Here is a 17,565-nt window from a genome sequence, read left to right as displayed (position 1 = left end):
GTCAGCTGCCCTTCCGCTCGTCAAAGCCCTGGTCGAGCTGGGCGATGCTGCTGAGAGTGCCGGCGATGTAGGACTCGTCAGCGGCGTGCTGGTTCTTGGTGTAGCGCAGGTGGTTGGAGATGTGGGCGCAGGCATCGAGGAGGCTCTGTACCTGGTCCACCCAGCGCTCGGCTACGTGATCGAGCGCCGCCCCGATGGCGAAGCCCTCACTCTTGAGCCCTCCGGCCGCCTTGATGGAAGACATACGAGCGTGGTCGCTGAACCGGCCGAAGTCCTGGAACAGTTCGTGGGCCGCGGAACCGATCGCGGCGAGGTCCTTCTGGCGCACGGTGAGATCACCACGCGTGCTTTCGCCGCCTCCATAGTCGGGCGTCACATGGTTCAGCCGCATGTGTGCTGACTGGTTCTGCGCTGCCTTTGCTTTCAGCTCTTCCCACTCGTCCCACGCCATGGGCGGTTCCTCCCGTCTCTCCGCTCCGGCCAATGAGCGAGAGCCTCGTCAGGTCAGCAGTGCCTACGTGCCTCAGTTCTCTGTGTCCATCAACCCCACCTGAACCATGGGCTTCCCCCGCTTCCGGGACACGAAGATCCCGCGCCCCGCCGGCATCGGCCGCGGCCGGACCCCGCCCAGCAGGTCACCCTCGGCCGGGTCGCCCGCGAGGACCACGCCCTGGGCGCCGAGCTCCTTGATGCGCTGCATGAAGGACTCGTAGCCGGCGCGGCCGGCGCCCGCCGTGGAGCGGGCGATGATGAAGCGGACGCCGACGTCGCGGGCGAACGGCAGCAGCTCCGTCAGGCCCGCCAGCGGGTTGCCGCTCGACGTGGACACGAGGTCGTAGTCGTCGATGATGACGTACACCGTGGGGCCCCGCCACCAGCTGCGGTTGCGCAGCTGCTCCGGGGTCACGTCGGCGGTCGGCGTACGACGCTGCATCAGGTCGGCCAATGCGTCCATGTGGTGCTGCATCTGGTTCGACATGGGGATGTACTCGGCCAGGTGCGACTTCGGGGTCACTCCGAGCAGCGAGCGGCGGTTGTCGACGACGAAGAGCTTGCAGGCGTCGCCGTCGTACCGCTCTGTCAGGCGCCTGATCAGCAGCTTCAGCAGATTCGACTTGCCGGACTCGCTCTCCCCGAACACAAGGAAGAACGGGTCCTGTTCGAAGTCCACGAACACGGGCTCCAGGTTGTCCTCGTCGAGGGCGAAGGAGATGCCGCGGTTCGGGAAGCGGTCGCCCGGCGGAAGCTGCGTGGCGGGGAACTCGCCGGGGAGCAGGCGTACCTCGGGCGCGCCCGGCTCCTGCCAGTGGCGGGTGACCTCGGCCGCGAGGGCGGTCGTCGCCTCCGCGAGGTCCGTGTCGGACGAGAGGCCGTCGATGCGCGGGACCGCCGCCATGAAGTGCTGCTTCTGCGGGGTCTGACCGCGGCCAGGCACACCGGTGGGGACGTTCGCCGCGACCTTGCGGTCGATCTCGGAGTCCATGGGGTCGCCCAGCCGCAGCTCGAGGCGGTTCATCAGGTGGTCCTTGAGGTTGGCGCGGACCTCCATCGAGCGCGAGGCGGTCAGGACGAGGTGGATGCCGTAGCCCAGGCCGCGCGCGGCGATGTCCAGTACCAACGGCTCCAGTGCCTCGTAATCCGTACGGAAGTTGCCCCAGCCGTCGATGACCAGGAAGACGTCGCCCCAGGGCTGGTCGGTCACCGAGATGTCCCCGCGAGCGCGACGGGTACGGAACTCCGCGATGGAGGAGATGCCCGCCGAGCGGAAGTACTCCTCGCGGCGGGTCATCACGCCGTACACCTCGGCCGCCGTGCGCCGGACCTTCTCCGGGTCCAGACGGGACGCGACACCGCCCACGTGCGGCAGGCCGGCCACCGAGGCCATACCGCCGCCACCGAAGTCGAGGCCGTAGAACTGCACTTCCCACGGCGTGTGGGTCAGTGCGAACGACGCGATGATCGAGCGCAGCAGCGTCGACTTGCCGGACTGCGGGCCGCCGATGATCTGCATGTGGCCGGCCGCGCCGCCGAAGTCCAGCCACAGCGGGTCGCGCCGCTGTTCGTACGGCTTGTCGATCAGGCCGACCGGGACGACGAGCCTGCCCGCGCCCTCGTAGCCCGGCTGGGTCATACCGCGGCCGGGCACCGGGGCGAGCCCCGGCAGCAGCGCGTCGAGTGACGGCGGGCTGTCCAGCGGGGGCAGCCACACCTGGTGGGCGGCCGGACCCTGTGCCTCCAGGCGCCGCACGATCACGTCGAGTACGGTGTCGGCGAGCGCGTCGTCCTGCCGTTTGCCGGTCTCCTCCTGCCGCTGCTGCGGGATCGCCGCGTACTGCACCGGTACCTCGGCCGCCGTGAAAAGGACCGGCCTGCGGTCGACGGGGAGCGGGCCGCCGAGCGCCGCGGCCTGCTGGGAGCTGGTGCGGTACACCCCCGAGACGTACGCGGCCTTGAAACGCACCATCTCGTCCGTGCCGAACTTCAGGAAGCCGGAACCGGGCACATTCGGCAGCTCGTAGGCGTCGGGGACGCCGAGCGCTGCGCGGGATTCGGCCGCCGAGAACGTCCGCAGACCGATCCGGTAGGAGAGGTACGTCTCCAGGCCCCTCAGGCGGCCCTCCTCCAGGCGCTGGGAGGCCAGCAGCAGGTGCACGCCCAGCGAACGGCCGATACGGCCGATCTGCACGAACATCTCGATGAAGTCCGGCTTGGCGGTCAGCAGCTCGCTGAACTCGTCGATCACCAGGACGAGGGACGGGATCGGCTGCAGCGGGGCACCCGCCGCGCGTGCCTTCTCGTAGTCGTGGATGTTGGCGTAGTTGCCCGCGTCGCGGAGCATCTCCTGGCGGCGGTTCAGTTCACCGCGGATGGAGTCGCCCATCCGGTCGACCAGGGTGAGGTCGTCCGCGAGGTTTGTGATCACGGCCGCTACGTGCGGCAGCTGGGCCATGCCCGCGAACGTGGCACCGCCCTTGAAGTCGGCGAGGACGAAGTTCAGCGTTTCGGAGGAGTGGGTCACGGCGAGACCCAGGACGAGGGTGCGCAGCAGTTCGGACTTGCCGGAACCCGTCGCGCCGACGCACAGGCCGTGCGGGCCCATGCCCTCCTGCGCCGCTTCCTTGAGGTCGAGCATCACGGGCCGGCCGTCCTCGCCGACGCCGATCGGCACGCGCAGCCGCTCCGACTGCGACCGGGGCCGCCAGGTCCGCTTCGGGTCGACCGAGGCGGCGTCGCCCAGGTTCAGCAGGTCGGTGAACTCCAGGTTGGCGAGCAGCGGTTCGTCGTCGTCGCCGCCCGATGCCATGCGCAGCGGCGCCAGCTGGCGGGCCAACGCCTCCGCCGCCTCGTACGAAAGGACGTCAGGGGTGCCCTCGTAGACCATGCCGTGGGCGGACTCCAGGCGCAGTTCCTTCGGCTGCACGACGACCGACAGGTCGCCCCGCCCGACGGTGAGGTCGCCCGGTACGACCTCCAGGACCGTCACGCCCTGCAGGCCCTCGGGACTGGCCAGCAAGGAGGTGGGCGGGAGGGAGATGCCGTCGAGCACCACCACCAGGTGGGGCTGTTCCGGAACGGGTGGCCCGGAGGGGTGGAATCGCGGACGGCCCTCGAGGCGGGAGGCGAGCCGGTCCTCCAGCTCCACGGGGTCGGCGCTGATCAGGCGCATGCTGCCCGCGCCGTCGGTGACGCCCGGGGCCTGTACGTGCGGCAGCCACTTCGCCCACTCCCATTCGGGCGCCGACTCACGTGCGGTGACGACGGCGATGACCAGATCCTCGGGGGAGTGCAGTGAGGCGAGGGAGGCGGTGACGGCTCGGGCGGTACCGCGGACGGTGCCCGGCTCGCCGCTGATCGTCACGTGGTAGAAGGCGCGCAGCGACACCGCCATCGGCAGGTCGTCGAGGGTGCTGTGCGTCGCCAGGAAGCGCTGCATCGCGCCGGCGGTCAGCGGCTCCAACTCGTCGACCGGGGCGGTCTGGGGCGGAATGAGGGGCGTGGCCAGGGCCTGCGGACCGAGCCCCACGCGCACCTGCCCGAAGTCCTCGTCCGCGGTGCGTCGTTCCCACACCCGGCTGCCCTCGGCGACCAGGGCCCACAGTTGCTCCGGCGAAGGATGCAGGTAGTACTGGGTGTCACGCTGCGTCAGCGCGGTCTCCACGGCGACACGTCGGGTCTGTGAAAGGTAACGGAGGTAGTCACGGCGCAGGTCGGCCATCTGCCCCTGGTTGCCGCGGCGGTAGCGGACGAGCATCGAGACGCCCATGGCGATCGTCGATGCCACCATCACCAGGCCCATGATCTTCATGAAGGGCTGGGCCTGCGGGTTGAAGAAGAACACCACGGATCCGCCCATGCCCAGCATGGGCAGAAGCTGCATCAGTGCGCCTTCCTGCTGACCGCGCGGCAGTTCCGGCGGAGCCTGCAGTACGACCTCGTCCGTGGGCACTTCCTTCGGCAGTGCCCGCGGTGGGCGCTTGACGACGATGTGGCTCACTACGCACCAATTCCCTTGCCGGACCGAGATGTTTCATCCGCCGCCCCGTGTCAGACGGACGTCGATCGCGAACCGCGATCCTACTGACAACCACGGACGACGGCGGGCGGTAGGGTGCCGGTGAAGCGCGTGAGCAGTTGCGAATCGTTCCGGGAAAAGCCGGGCAATCCGCACCTGTTCGAAACAAGCGCCTCCCGCGGATCCCGGCCAGGACCGCTCGGTCGGCCGGCGGTGCGGGAACGCGCCGCACAACCTACACAGCATCTTTACGGGCGGAAGGTGCGCGGTGGCACCATGGGCCGCCCCACCACCGACGAGGGGGAACAGCACGTGAGCATGACGGCCTCCGCGCCGGCCGGCGCGACCGGTGGACCGGGTACCGGAGCCCCTTCCGGCGCGGGTACGGGCTTCGGTTTCTGCCGCGTCACCATCGTGGCGCCCGACAGCCGCATCGACGTCGCGCTGCCCGACGACGTACCGGTCGCCGACCTCTACCCGGAGATCCTGCGCCTGTCCCAGCAGAGCCCCGCCGAGGGCGCTCCGGTCGGGTACCACCTCGTGCGCCGCGACGGCACCGTACTCGACGGCGCCCGGTCCTTCACGGCCCAGCGCATCCTCGACGGCGAGCTGCTGACCCTGCGCCCGTTCGCCGAGTCGCTGCCCCCGGCCGTCCTCGACGACGTCTCCGAGGCGGTGGCCGCCGCCGTCACCCGGGACCGCACCCTGTGGAGCGGCGACCTCACGCGCGCCGCCGGGCTCGTCGCGGGCGGCATCCTGCCCGCGCTGCTCGCGTTCGTGGCCTGGAGCTCGCAGATCCGGCACGACATGCACAGTCTGCAGGGCGTCATCGCGGGCGTCTGCGGCGCCCTGCTCGTCACGATCGCGTGCGTACGCGCGCGCGTGTACGACGACGGAGCCTCCGCCGTCGCGCTGGGACTCGGCGCACTGCCCAATGTGGCCGTGGCGGGCTCGGGCCTGCTGTCCCTCTCCGCCGGCGAGGGCATCGGGCGACTGCAGTTCCTGCTTGCCTGCACGACCGTCCTGATCGCCTCCTTGGTGCTCACCCTGGTGTCGCCGGGCGGCGACGGACCCTTCGTGGCGTTCGTCTTCGCCTCCGCCATCGGTCTGATCACGACGTTCATCGCCATCCTCACCGAGCTGAAGCCCATCGAGACGGCCGCCGTCTGCGCCCCGCTCTCCGTCGTGGCGCTGGCCTTCCTGCCCGGGCTGTCCATGCGATTCGCCCGGCTGCCCATCGGCTTCGAACCGCCCAACCCGTCGCGCGGCGGTTACGACACCGGCGAGCCCGCTCCCCAGGAGCCCGTGGACGCCGAGCGCGTGGCCGCCCAGGCCCGGCGCGGCCACGAACTCCTCGTCGGTCTCGTCGGCGGCTGCGCCCTCGTCGCCGTGGGCGCGTCCATCGTCCTCGGCTTCTCCAGCAACATCTGGGCGCAGCTGCTGGCCCTCGCGACAGGCGTGGCGATGCTCATGCGGGCGCACCTGTTCCGTTACACCGCGCAGGTAGGCGCCACCCTGGCCGCGGGCCTCGCCGCCATCGTCTTCCTCGGCCTGGGGCTGGCACTGAACCCGCCCCGGGGCTACCTGATCGACGCACTCCGGGGCGACACCACGGCCCTGGACGTCCGGAGCGTCTGGCTCGCCGCCGCCGTCGCCGCGGCCACCGCACTGGTCACCGCGATCGCACTGATCACCCCGCGGCGCGGCGTCACCCCCTTCTGGGGCCGCTTCCTGGAGATCGCCGAGAGCTTCGTCCTCCTCACGCTGATCCCCCTCACCCTGGCCGTCTTCGACGTGTACGCCCAGGCACGGGCCATGACCAGCTAGAGGCCCCGCTACGGAAGCGGGCCGTCACCGGCGGGGAGCGGCGCGGCAAAAAGGGCGGCACGCGCGCGTGCCGCCCTTTCTCGTGCCTGGCCCCCTACACGTCCAACCCGCCGTTGTGACTCATGGGCGTCAGATCGAACTCCCCGTCCCGAGCCCCCAGCACGAACGCCCGCCACTCCGCCTCCGTGTAGCGCAGCACCGTGTCCGGGTCGAGTGAGGACCGCATCGCCACCGCCCCGCCGGGCAGGTACGCGATCTCGACCCGCTCCTCGTGCTCCTCCGTGCCCGGCGCGCAGTGCCACTCGACGCCCGAGATGTCGAGGGCGTACAGCTCGTCCCGCTCCCGCTCCTTGCGCGCCTTGATCTCCGCTTCCGTTTCCGCCATCGTGCAGCGACCCCTTCCCGAGGTAGGTACGGTCCCGGCGCTCACCCTAGTGGCCGGGGGTGCCCCACCAGGGCGGTTCGACGACCGGGCGCAAGGTGCCCGCCATCGCCTGGTACCCTGAGTGACGGCCGTTTGTGTACGCACCCCCGGAACCGCCCCGTGCTCGTTCTGGAGGCCGCGCCCAGCGGATCCCCGCCTCCCGAGTAACGGAAGCTTCCCCGAGACGTAGACCGGGGGCACTCGGTGGCACTCAACAGACTATGAGGAGTACGCGTGTCGCTCGACGCCGCCACGAAGAAGCAGATCATCGGCGAGTTCGGTACCAAGGAGGGTGACACCGGCTCCCCCGAGGTCCAGGTCGCCCTGCTCTCCCGTCGGATCTCCGACCTGACGGAGCACCTCAAGACCCACAAGCACGACCACCACTCCCGTCGTGGCCTGCTGATCCTCGTCGGTCAGCGCCGCCGCCTTCTGCAGTACCTGGCGAAGAAGGACATCCAGCGCTTCCGTGCGCTGGTCGACCGCCTCGGCATCCGCCGCGGTGCGGCGGGCGCCCGGTAAGACGCCATGAGGGGAGCGGTTCCCGAACGTACTCGGGGGCCGCTCCCTTTGCCGTATGCGGGGCCCCGCCGCGCACACGGAACCCTCCGCCGTACGAGCGGAGACGTGCGGAGTGTCACTCACGCTTTGTAGTGTGGTAGCACAACGCAATACGCACGACACGCAACGACGTACGCCACGGCATGACGGGGTACGTCACAGAACGAGGAGGAGCGCACCCAGCCGCCGCCGGTCCTCGGTAGTGGCCCCCGGGGGGAAGCGAGCCCCGGGTGCTTCGATCGAAGACCGGCCCGCACCGCACGGAGCGCTTCTCCGCCACCGTCCCCCTGCCACACGGGCAGCCAAGGGACGAAAGACGATACGTAACGGAGAAAACGCTAGTGGAGAACGAGACCCACTACGCCGAGGCCGTCATCGACAACGGTCCCTTCGGCACCCGCACCATCCGCTTCGAGACGGGCCGCCTGGCCAAGCAGGCCGCCGGCTCCGCCGTGGCGTACCTGGACGACGACACCATGGTGCTGTCGGCCACCACCGCCTCCAAGAACCCCAAGGACCAGCTCGACTTCTTCCCGCTGACGGTGGACGTCGAGGAGCGGATGTACGCCGCCGGCAAGATCCCCGGCAGCTTCTTCCGCCGTGAGGGCCGGCCGTCCGAGGACGCCATCCTCACCTGCCGCCTCATCGACCGTCCGCTGCGCCCGTCCTTCAAGAAGGGCCTGCGCAACGAGATCCAGGTCGTCGCCACGATCATGGCCCTCAACCCCGACCACCTGTACGACGTCGTGGCGATCAACGCCGCGTCCGCGTCCACGCAGCTGGCCGGTCTGCCCTTCTCCGGCCCGATCGGCGGCGTCCGCGTCGCGCTGATCCGCGGCCAGTGGGTCGCCTTCCCGACGCACACCGAGCTCGAGGACGCCGTCTTCGACATGGTCGTCGCCGGTCGCGTCCTGGAGGACGGTGACGTCGCGATCATGATGGTCGAGGCCGAGGCCACCGAGAAGACCATCAAGCTGGTCGAGGGTGGCGCCGAGGCGCCGACCGAGGAGGTCGTCGCCGCCGGTCTGGAGGCCGCCAAGCCCTTCATCAAGGTCCTGTGCCGCGCGCAGGCCGACCTCGCCGCCAAGGCCGCCAAGCCGACCGCCGAGTTCCCGATCTTCCTGGACTACCAGGACGACGTGTTCGAGGCCCTGACCGCGGCCGTCCGCCCCGAGCTGGCCCAGGCGCTCACCATCGCCGGCAAGCAGGAGCGCGAGGCCGAACTGGACCGCGTCAAGGGTCTGGCCGCCGAGAAGCTCCTGCCGGAGTTCGAGGGCCGCGAGAAGGAGATCTCCGCCGCGTACCGCTCGCTCACCAAGCAGCTGGTCCGCGAGCGCGTGATCAAGGAGAAGAAGCGCATCGACGGCCGCGGTGTCACCGACATCCGCACCCTGGCCGCCGAGGTCGAGGCCATCCCGCGGGTGCACGGTTCCGCGCTGTTCGAGCGTGGCGAGACCCAGATCCTGGGCGTCACCACCCTCAACATGCTCCGCATGGAGCAGCAGCTGGACACCCTCTCCCCGGTGACCCGCAAGCGCTACATGCACAACTACAACTTCCCGCCGTACTCCACCGGTGAGACCGGCCGCGTCGGCTCCCCGAAGCGCCGCGAGATCGGCCACGGCGCCCTCGCCGAGCGCGCCCTCGTCCCGGTGCTGCCGACGCGCGAGGAGTTCCCGTACGCGATCCGCCAGGTGTCCGAGGCCCTCGGCTCCAACGGCTCGACGTCCATGGGCTCGGTCTGCGCCTCCACCATGTCCCTGCTGAACGCCGGTGTGCCGCTGAAGGCCCCGGTCGCCGGTATCGCCATGGGTCTGATCTCCCAGGAGATCGACGGCGAGACGCACTACGTCACCCTCACCGACATCCTCGGTGCGGAGGACGCCTTCGGTGACATGGACTTCAAGGTCGCCGGCACCAAGGAGTTCGTGACCGCCCTCCAGCTCGACACCAAGCTGGACGGCATCCCGGCCTCCGTCCTGGCCGCGGCCCTCAAGCAGGCCCGCGACGCCCGCCTGCACATCCTCGACGTGATGATGGAGGCCATCGACCGGCCCGACGAGATGAGCCCGCACGCCCCGCGGATCATCACCGTCAAGATCCCGGTCGACAAGATCGGTGAGGTCATCGGCCCCAAGGGCAAGATGATCAACCAGATCCAGGAGGACACCGGCGCCGAGATCACCATCGAGGACGACGGCACGATCTACATCGGCGCCGCCGACGGCCCCTCCGCCGAGGCCGCGCGCACCACGATCAACGGCATCGCCAACCCGACGATGCCCGAGGTGGGCGAGCGGTACCTGGGTACGGTCGTCAAGACGACCACCTTCGGTGCGTTCGTCTCCCTGCTGCCCGGCAAGGACGGTCTGCTGCACATCTCGCAGATCCGCAAGCTCGCCGGCGGCAAGCGTGTGGAGAACGTCGAGGACGTGCTCGGCGTGGGCCAGAAGGTCCAGGTCGAGATCGCCGAGATCGACTCCCGCGGCAAGCTCTCCCTCGTTCCGGTGATCGAGGGCGAGGAAGGCAACGAGCAGGACAAGGACGACGCCGAGCAGTGACGTCCCGTGGCTCCAAGGTGACGGCCCGCCCCTCTTCGGAGGCGCGGGCCGTCGCCCGTACCCAAACCCTCATCAAGGGCACAGGCGGTATCGGCACGGTCCGCAGGACCACCCTCCCGGGCGGCCTGCGCATCGTCACCGAGACCCTGCCCTCGGTCCGTTCCGCCACCTTCGGCATCTGGGCGCACGTCGGCTCCCGCGACGAGACCCCGTCGCTGAACGGCGCCACGCACTACCTGGAGCACCTGCTCTTCAAGGGCACGGACCGCCGCAGCGCGCTCGACATCTCCTCCGCGCTCGACGCGGTGGGCGGCGAGATGAACGCGTTCACGGCCAAGGAGTACACGTGCTACTACGCGCGCGTGCTCGACACCGACCTGCCCCTCGCCATCGACGTCGTCTGCGACATGCTGACCGGCTCGCTGATCCGCGAGGAGGACGTCGACGTCGAGCGCGGCGCGATCCTCGAAGAGATCGCCATGACCGAGGACGACCCGGGCGACTGCGTGCACGACCTGTTCGCGCACACCATGTTCGGCGACAACGCCCTCGGCCGCCCGGTCCTCGGCACGGTCGACACGGTCAACGCCCTCACCGCCGACCGCATCCGCCGCTTCTACAGGAAGCACTACGACCCGACCCACCTCGTGGTCGCCTGCGCCGGCAACATCGACCACAACAAGGTCGTACGACAGGTCCGTGCGGCCTTCGAGAAGGCGGGCGCCCTGCGCGACCCGGACGCGCGGCCCATCGCCCCGCGCGAGGGCCGCCGGACGATCCGCGCCGCCGGCAAGGTCGAACTGCTCGCCCGCAAGACCGAGCAGGCCCACGTCGTCCTCGGCATGCCCGGCATCGCCCGCGCCGACGACCGCCGCTGGGCCATGGGCGTGCTCAACACCGCCCTCGGCGGCGGCATGTCCTCCCGCCTCTTCCAGGAGGTCCGGGAGAAGCGCGGCCTCGCCTACAGCGTGTACTCGTACACCTCCGCCTTCGCGGACTGCGGGCTGTTCGGCGTCTACGCCGGCTGCCGGCCCAGCCAGGTGCACGACGTGCTGCGGATCTGCCGCGACGAACTCGACCACGTCGCGCAGAACGGCCTGACCGACGACGAGATCGCCCGTGCCATCGGCCAGCTGCGGGGCTCCACGGTCCTGGGGCTGGAGGACACCGGCGCGCTGATGAACCGTATCGGCAAGAGCGAACTGTGCTGGGGCGAGCAGATGTCCGTGGACGACATGCTCGCGAAGATGGCGGCGGTCACCCCGGACGAGGTCCGCGAGGTCGCCCGCGACATCCTGGGACAGCGCCCGTCGCTGTCGGTCATCGGCCCGCTCAAGGACAAGCAGGCCTCCCGGCTGCACGACGCGGTCGCCTGAAACACCACCGGTTAGGAAACAGGAACATGAGCAAGCTGCGCGTGGCGGTCCTCGGTGCCAACGGCCGGATCGGGTCGGAGGCCGTCAAGGCGGTCGAGGCCGCCGAGGACATGGAGCTGGTCGCCGCCCTCGGCCGTGGTGACAGGCTGGAGACGCTGGCGGAGGCCGGCGCCCAGGTCGCCGTCGAGCTGACCACTCCCGCCTCGGTCATGGGCAACCTGGACTTCTGCGTGCGCCACGGCATCCACGCCGTCGTCGGGACGACGGGCTGGACCGAGGACCGCCTCGCGCAGCTGACGGGCTGGCTGGCCCAGTCCCCGGAGACCGGCGTGCTCATCGCGCCGAACTTCTCCATCGGAGCCGTGCTGACGATGAAGTTCGCGCAGATCGCCGCGCCGTACTTCGAGTCCGTCGAGGTGGTCGAGCTGCACCACCCGAACAAGGTGGACGCACCCAGCGGTACGGCCACCCGCACGGCCCAGCTCATCGCCGAGGCCCGCCGGGCCGCCGGGACGGCACCGGCGCCGGACGCCACCGTCACGGCCCTGGACGGCGCGCGGGGCGCCAGCGTCGACGGCGTCCCCGTGCACGCGGTCCGCCTGCGCGGCCTGCTGGCCCACCAGGAGGTGCTGCTCGGCGGCGAGGGCGAGACCCTCACCGTGCGGCACGACTCCCTGCACCACAGCAGCTTCATGCCGGGCATCCTGCTCGGCGCGCGGCGGGTGGTGACCACTCCGGGCCTCACCTTCGGCCTGGAGCACTTCCTGGACCTGAGCTGAGACCACCGAGCCGAGACAGCCCCTCCGATGCGCGCGAAGATCACCTACCTCGTCACGGCCGCCGTCCTGGTCTTCTATTTCGTCCTGGTCGGCAGCCGCGGCGTGATGCTCATCCAGTCCGGCACGGTCGTCACCGTCACCTTCGGCGTGGCGGTGCTGATCCTGCCGCTGATCGGCCTGTGGTTCCTGTGGAAGAACACCCAGTTCGTCCGCAAGGCCAACCAGCTCGCCGCCGAACTCGACGCCGAGGGCGGCCTGCCGGTCGACGAGCTCAGGCGCCTGCCCAGCGGCCGGATCGACCGCGACTCGGCCGACGAGGTGTTCGCCAGGCGCAAGGCCGAGACGGAGGTGTCACCGGACGACTGGCGCTGCTGGTTCCGCCTGGCCGTCGCCTACCACGACGCCCGCGACACCCCCCGCGCCCGCAAGGCGATGCAGAGGGCCATCGCGCTGCACGACGGGAAGCCGGTCCAGACCGCCTGACCGCGCGCCTTCGCCCGCGGGCCCCGCAGCGCCCGCTCAGCGGCCTCCGTACTCGGCCGCCCACGTCTCCACCGCGTCCGCGGCCCGGTCGAACGCCATCGGCCGGCCGAGGAAGTCCAGGCCGTGCGTGGTGAGCAGCGGCGGGGTGTCGTCCGGCCGCCGGTCCTTGCGCACGAACGCCAGCGCCTGCCCCTGTACCGTGCGCGGCAGTCCGAGCCAGCGCACCGGCTGCTGGACGGTTCGCACCGAGACCACCCGCGCCCACGGCACCGTCCGCGTCCGCAGGAAGCCGGTGCGCCGCAGTCCGCGCCGGCTCACCCACACCCCCATGCGCAGCAGCCGCAGCGAGCCGACGACGATCGCCAGACCCACGCCGAGGACTGCCCCGGCGTCGGCGAGCGAGCCGGTGACCGCGGTGAGCACCCCGGCGAACAGGACGAACGAGGCGAGCAGCAGCACCAGCGCGGCCACGCCCACTCGCCAGGGACCGGGCCGGTACGGGCGCCGCCAGCGGTCCGGGTCGTCGTACGGGAGCGCACTCTCGGCCGTCGTCTCGAAGGTGCGGTCGGCCGTCAGGAAGGGCAGGGGCACGGCTGGTCCTCACTCGGTCCTCACGGGGGCTGTGCCGGTGAGGCTATCCGGCCCCGTTCCCGCCCACCAGCCTTGAGCGTCCGGAAGGGGCAGTGCCCGTGGTCAGTGCCCCTGGGACGCCTGGGACTGCTGAGCCGGCGCGTCGGCCGGTGTGGAGAGCGCCGGCATGCCCAGGACCAGGGCACCTATGAGCCCGGCGACGATGGTGAGACCCAGCAGCCAGCGCCCGGCCATCTCGCCGAACGATGCCCGCCGCCGGGGCGGGGGAGTGACATTGCTGCGGAACCTGTCCGCCTCGGCCAGGAAGGCGAAGGGTACGGGCTCGCGAGGGGTACCTCCCGACGGTGGCTGGGGGCGGAGCATCGTGGATGCCGTTCCTTTCAGGGTTGGTGGTCGAATGTACGGACCTCACCGGTACAGACGATCGAGTGACACAAAAGGTGCCCATGTCCGAAAAAATGGTGGGTGCGTTTTTTGAGGCGAGGTGGTGCCAGGCTCCGCCGGGTGCCCCCGTAAGGTGGTCGCAACCACCGAAGTGATGGGAAGGACCCCAACCCCCGTGACCACCCCCGAGTCGCTCACGTTCCGCAGTGACGTCACCGTCGAGCTGGTGAAGTCCAGCGCTTCGGACGCGGACGTGCTCTTCGCCGCCCGCGTCTCCACCGCCGGCGAGCAGTCCCTGGACGAGCTGAAGAAGGATCCCGAGCGCTCCAAGGGGCTGATCAACTTCCTGATGCGCGACCGGCACGGCAGCCCGTTCGAGCACAACTCGATGACCTTCTTCATCAGCGCCCCGATCTTCGTCTTCCGCGAGTTCATGCGGCACCGGGTGGGCTGGTCGTACAACGAGGAGTCGGGCCGCTACCGCGAGCTCCAGCCGGTCTTCTACGTCCCCGGCCCCGACCGCAAGCTGGTCCAGGAGGGCCGCCCGGGCAAGTACGTCTTCGTCGAGGGCACCCCGGCCCAGCACGAGGCGGTGAGCGGCGCCCTGCGCGAGTCGTACGAGCAGGCGTACACGGCCTACCAGAAGATGCTCGCCGACGGCGTTGCCCGCGAGGTCGCCCGCGCCGCCCTCCCCGTCGGCCTCTACTCCTCGATGTACGCCACCTGCAACGCGCGCTCCCTGATGCACTTCCTCGGCCTGCGCACCCAGCACGAGCTGGCCAAGGTGCCGTCCTTCCCGCAGCGGGAGATCGAGATGGTGGGCGAGAAGATGGAGGCGGAGTGGGCCGGGCTCATGCCGCTGACGCACGCGGCCTTCAACGCGAACGGGCGTGTGGCCCCGTAACGAAGCCTTGTTCCCCTGCCGGGAACGGATGTACGGGTCAGCCTGGCGAGGTGTCCGTATTGCGGCATTTAGAGAAGTTCATCTAGCCTGATCAAACGGACCCGGCACTGCTTGAACCCCCGAGCAGGCAGTGCCGGGCTCCATCTTTGTCCTGACTTTCCCGACACCCCGAGGACGCACCCCGCATCGAGCACCGAGTAGCGTGTTACCCATGGCTCCGACCTCGACTCCGCAGACCCCCTTCGGGCGGGTCCTCACCGCCATGGTCACGCCCTTCACGGCGGACGGCGCACTCGACCTCGACGGCGCGCAGCGGCTCGCCGCCCACCTGGTGGACGCAGGCAACGACGGCCTGATCGTCAACGGCACCACCGGCGAGTCCCCCACCACCAGCGACGCGGAGAAATCGGAGCTCGTACGAGCCGTCCTGGAGGCCGTCGGCGACCGCGCCCACGTCGTCGCCGGAGTCGGCACCAACGACACCCGCCACAGCATCGAGCTGGCCCGCGAAGCCGAGCGGATCGGCGCCCACGGCCTCCTGGTCGTCACGCCGTACTACAACAAGCCCCCGCAGGAGGGCCTGTACCGGCACTTCACGGCCGTCGCCGACGCCACCGGCCTGCCGGTCATGCTCTACGACATCCCCGGCCGCAGCGGCGTCCCGATCAGCACCGAGACCCTCGTCCGGCTCTCCGAGCACCCCCGGATCGTGGCCAACAAGGACGCCAAGGGCGACCTCGGCCGCGCCGGCTGGGCCATCGCCCGGTCCGGCCTCGCCTGGTACTCCGGCGACGACATGCTCAACCTGCCGCTGCTCTCCGTGGGCGCCGTCGGCTTCGTCTCCGTCGTCGGCCACCTGGTCACCCCCGACCTGCGCGCCCTGGTGGACGCGTACACCTCGGGTGACGTCGTCAAGGCCACGGAGATCCACCAGAAGCTGCTCCCGGTCTACACCGGCATGTTCCGCACCCAGGGCGTGATGACCACCAAGGCCGCCCTGGCCCTCCAGGGACTGCCGGCCGGACCGCTGCGCTCGCCGATGGTCGAGTGTTCCCCCGAGGAGATCGCGCAGCTCAAGATCGATCTTGCCGCCGGCGGGGTACAGCTCTGACAACAGACTTTGCACCACAGGGGCTTCACAACTGAAGAACAACAGAAGACACAGGCCACCGGTGCCTGCGATCAACAACGACAACTGCTTCCGCACGAACGTCATGCGCGCCACGTGCCGTACCGGTACGTGGCGCGCGTGGTGAGGAGAGTCTTTTGAGTCATCCGCATCCTGAACTCGGCGCGCCGCCTCCGCTGCCGCAGGGCGGCCTTCGGGTCACCCCGCTCGGCGGCCTCGGCGAGATCGGCCGAAACATGACGGTCTTCGAGTACGGCGGTCGCCTGCTGATCGTCGACTGCGGAGTGCTCTTCCCCGAGGAGGAGCAGCCCGGAATCGACCTGATCCTGCCGGACTTCTCGTCCATCCGGGACCGCCTCGACGACATCGAGGGCATCGTCCTCACGCACGGCCACGAGGACCACATCGGCGGCGTCCCCTTCCTCCTCCGCGAGAAGCCGGACATCCCGCTGATCGGCTCCAAGCTCACCCTCGCGCTGATCGAGGCCAAGCTCCAGGAGCACCGGATCCGCCCGTACACCCTGGAGGTGGCGGAGGGGAACCGCGAGCGCATCGGCCCCTTCGACTGCGAGTTCGTCGCCGTCAACCACTCCATCCCGGACGCCCTGGCCGTCGCCATCCGCACCCCCGCCGGCATGGTGGTCCACACCGGCGACTTCAAGATGGACCAGCTCCCGCTGGACAACCGCCTCACGGACCTGCACGCCTTCGCGCGCCTGAGCGAGGAGGGCATCGACCTCCTCCTCAGTGACTCCACGAACGCCGAGGTCCCGGGCTTCACCCCGCACGAGCGGGACATCTCCAGCGTCCTGCGGCAGGTCTTCGCCGGAGCCCGCAAGCGGATCATCGTGGCGAGCTTCGCCAGCCATGTCCACCGCATCCAGCAGATTCTGGACGCGGCCCAGGAGTACGGCCGCCGGGTCGCCTTCGTCGGCCGCTCCATGGTCCGCAACATGGGCATCGCCCGCGACCTCGGCTACCTGAAGGTGCCGCCGGGCCTGGTGGTCGACGTCAAGACGCTGGACGACCTGCCCGACCACGAGGTGGTCCTCGTCTGCACGGGCTCCCAGGGCGAACCGATGGCGGCCCTGTCCCGCATGGCCAACCGCGACCACCAGATCCGCATCGTCCAGGGCGACACGGTCATCCTGGCGTCCTCGCTGATCCCCGGGAACGAGAACGCGGTCTACCGCGTGATCAACGGCCTGACCCGCTGGGGCGCCAACGTCGTCCACAAGGGCAACGCGAAGGTGCACGTCTCCGGCCACGCGTCCGCGGGCGAGCTGCTGTACTTCTACAACATCTGCCGCCCGAAGAACCTGATGCCCGTCCACGGCGAGTGGCGCCACCTGCGGGCGAACGCGGAGCTGGGTGCCCTGACCGGCGTCCCGCACGACCGGATCGTCATCGCCGAGGACGGCGTGGCCGTCGACCTGGTCGAGGGCAAGGCGAAGATCTCCGGCAAGGTCCAGGCGGGTTACGTCTACGTCGACGGCCTCTCGGTCGGCGACGTCGGCGAGCCGGCGCTGAAGGACCGGAAGATCCTCGGCGACGAGGGCATCATCTCGGTCTTCGTGGTCGTGGACGCCTCGACCGGCAAGATCACCGGCGGCCCGCACGTCCAGGCCCGGGGCTCCGGCATCGAGGACTCGGCGTTCGCGGACGTCCTCCCGAAGATCACCGAAGTCCTGGAGCGGTCCGCCCAGGACGGCGTCGTGGAGCCCCACCAGCTCCAGCAGCTCGTCCGCCGGACCCTCGGCAAGTGGGTCTCGGACACCTATCGCCGCAGGCCGATGATCCTGCCGGTGGTCGTGGAGGTCTGACGCCTCGTCGGCCCGGACCAGGAGCGGGGCGCCTCGATTTGCATCGAGGCGCCCCGCTCCAGTACGTTTACGGCTCCGCCCAACCGGGAACCCCAGCACTTCACGCGCTGGACACGGATGCCTGGAGCGGGTGGGAAAACCGACTCAGAACTTCTGATAAAGTCGGAACCGCCGGAAAGGGAAACGCGAGAGCGGGAACCTGGAAAGCAT

Annotated in this window: 14 protein-coding genes; 9 read left to right on the top strand and 5 right to left on the bottom strand. The window is 70.0% G+C overall.

Annotation, left to right across the window (positions count from 1 at the left end):
* Window position 1: 1 nt before the first annotated feature.
* Complete coding sequence (locus LG395_RS28640; protein ID WP_171152316.1) at window positions 2–451, bottom strand: hypothetical protein; 450 nt, start codon at window positions 449–451, stop codon at window positions 2–4.
* A 72-nt stretch (window positions 452–523) separates the two neighbouring features.
* Window positions 524–4,495 (bottom strand): type VII secretion protein EccCa, encoded by a 3,972-nt coding sequence (eccCa, locus tag LG395_RS28635; protein WP_225811703.1) that lies wholly within the window; start codon window positions 4,493–4,495, stop codon window positions 524–526.
* 336 nt (window positions 4,496–4,831) lie between these two features.
* On the opposite strand from eccCa, the gene eccD reads away from it, so the two are divergent.
* Entirely contained in the window at window positions 4,832–6,340 is a 1,509-nt protein-coding gene (eccD, locus tag LG395_RS28630; RefSeq protein WP_225811802.1) for a type VII secretion integral membrane protein EccD, read from the top strand.
* A gap of 94 nt (window positions 6,341–6,434) precedes the next feature.
* On the opposite strand, the gene LG395_RS28625 is transcribed toward eccD, so the two are convergent.
* The gene (locus tag LG395_RS28625; protein ID WP_171152314.1) at window positions 6,435–6,725 is read right to left on the bottom strand and encodes a DUF397 domain-containing protein; all 291 of its coding nucleotides are present in this window, start codon (window positions 6,723–6,725) and stop codon (window positions 6,435–6,437) included.
* Window positions 6,726–6,998: 273 nt separating this feature from the next.
* Between LG395_RS28625 and rpsO the strand changes: the two genes are divergently transcribed.
* The 5 genes from rpsO to LG395_RS28600 all read left to right on the top strand — a co-directional run bounded on the left by rpsO (window position 6,999) and on the right by LG395_RS28600 (window position 12,524).
* Window positions 6,999–7,286 (top strand): 30S ribosomal protein S15, encoded by a 288-nt coding sequence (rpsO, locus tag LG395_RS28620; protein WP_171152312.1) that lies wholly within the window; start codon window positions 6,999–7,001, stop codon window positions 7,284–7,286.
* 380 nt (window positions 7,287–7,666) lie between these two features.
* Window positions 7,667–9,886: a polyribonucleotide nucleotidyltransferase gene (locus LG395_RS28615; protein ID WP_171152311.1), complete on the top strand. Its 2,220-nt coding sequence runs from the start codon at window positions 7,667–7,669 to the stop codon at window positions 9,884–9,886.
* Entirely contained in the window at window positions 9,883–11,262 is a 1,380-nt protein-coding gene (locus tag LG395_RS28610; RefSeq protein ID WP_171152310.1) for a M16 family metallopeptidase, read from the top strand. Before LG395_RS28615 ends, LG395_RS28610 begins: the two co-directional genes overlap by 4 nt.
* Before the next feature lie 26 nt (window positions 11,263–11,288).
* Window positions 11,289–12,041 (top strand): 4-hydroxy-tetrahydrodipicolinate reductase, encoded by a 753-nt coding sequence (dapB, locus tag LG395_RS28605; protein ID WP_171152308.1) that lies wholly within the window; start codon window positions 11,289–11,291, stop codon window positions 12,039–12,041.
* Window positions 12,042–12,068: 27 nt separating this feature from the next.
* Window positions 12,069–12,524 carry a tetratricopeptide repeat protein gene (locus LG395_RS28600; protein ID WP_171152307.1) on the top strand — a complete coding sequence of 152 codons (456 nt, stop codon included), beginning with the start codon at window positions 12,069–12,071 and terminating at the stop codon, window positions 12,522–12,524.
* 36 nt (window positions 12,525–12,560) lie between these two features.
* On the opposite strand, the gene LG395_RS28595 is transcribed toward LG395_RS28600, so the two are convergent.
* Together LG395_RS28595 and LG395_RS28590 are read right to left on the bottom strand one after the other, a co-directional pair.
* The gene (locus LG395_RS28595) at window positions 12,561–13,115 is read right to left on the bottom strand and encodes an SCO5741 family PH domain-containing membrane protein (RefSeq protein ID WP_171152306.1); all 555 of its coding nucleotides are present in this window, start codon (window positions 13,113–13,115) and stop codon (window positions 12,561–12,563) included.
* 102 nt (window positions 13,116–13,217) lie between these two features.
* On the bottom strand, window positions 13,218–13,478 hold the full coding sequence (locus LG395_RS28590; protein WP_225811702.1) for a hypothetical protein: 261 nt from the start codon (window positions 13,476–13,478) through the stop codon (window positions 13,218–13,220).
* A 175-nt stretch (window positions 13,479–13,653) separates the two neighbouring features.
* Between LG395_RS28590 and thyX the strand changes: the two genes are divergently transcribed.
* The 3 genes from thyX (at window position 13,654) to LG395_RS28575 (ending at window position 17,355) form a co-directional block, all read left to right on the top strand.
* Window positions 13,654–14,403, top strand: coding sequence for an FAD-dependent thymidylate synthase (gene thyX / locus LG395_RS28585; RefSeq protein ID WP_171152304.1), 750 nt, complete (start codon window positions 13,654–13,656; stop codon window positions 14,401–14,403).
* 211 nt (window positions 14,404–14,614) lie between these two features.
* Window positions 14,615–15,514, top strand: coding sequence for a 4-hydroxy-tetrahydrodipicolinate synthase (gene dapA, locus LG395_RS28580; RefSeq protein ID WP_171152303.1), 900 nt, complete (start codon window positions 14,615–14,617; stop codon window positions 15,512–15,514).
* 155 nt (window positions 15,515–15,669) lie between these two features.
* Window positions 15,670–17,355, top strand: a complete 1,686-nt coding sequence (locus LG395_RS28575) for a ribonuclease J (protein WP_171152301.1) — start codon at window positions 15,670–15,672, stop codon at window positions 17,353–17,355.
* The last annotated feature ends 210 nt before the right edge of the window (window positions 17,356–17,565 follow it).

Origin of the sequence: Streptomyces spinosus (genome assembly GCF_020400655.1) — a bacterium.
Classification (GTDB): Bacteria; Actinomycetota; Actinomycetes; order Streptomycetales; family Streptomycetaceae; genus Streptomyces; species Streptomyces argyrophylli.
Note: the sequence above shows the minus strand (reverse complement) of the source record. Positions and strands in the feature narration are given on the sequence as shown.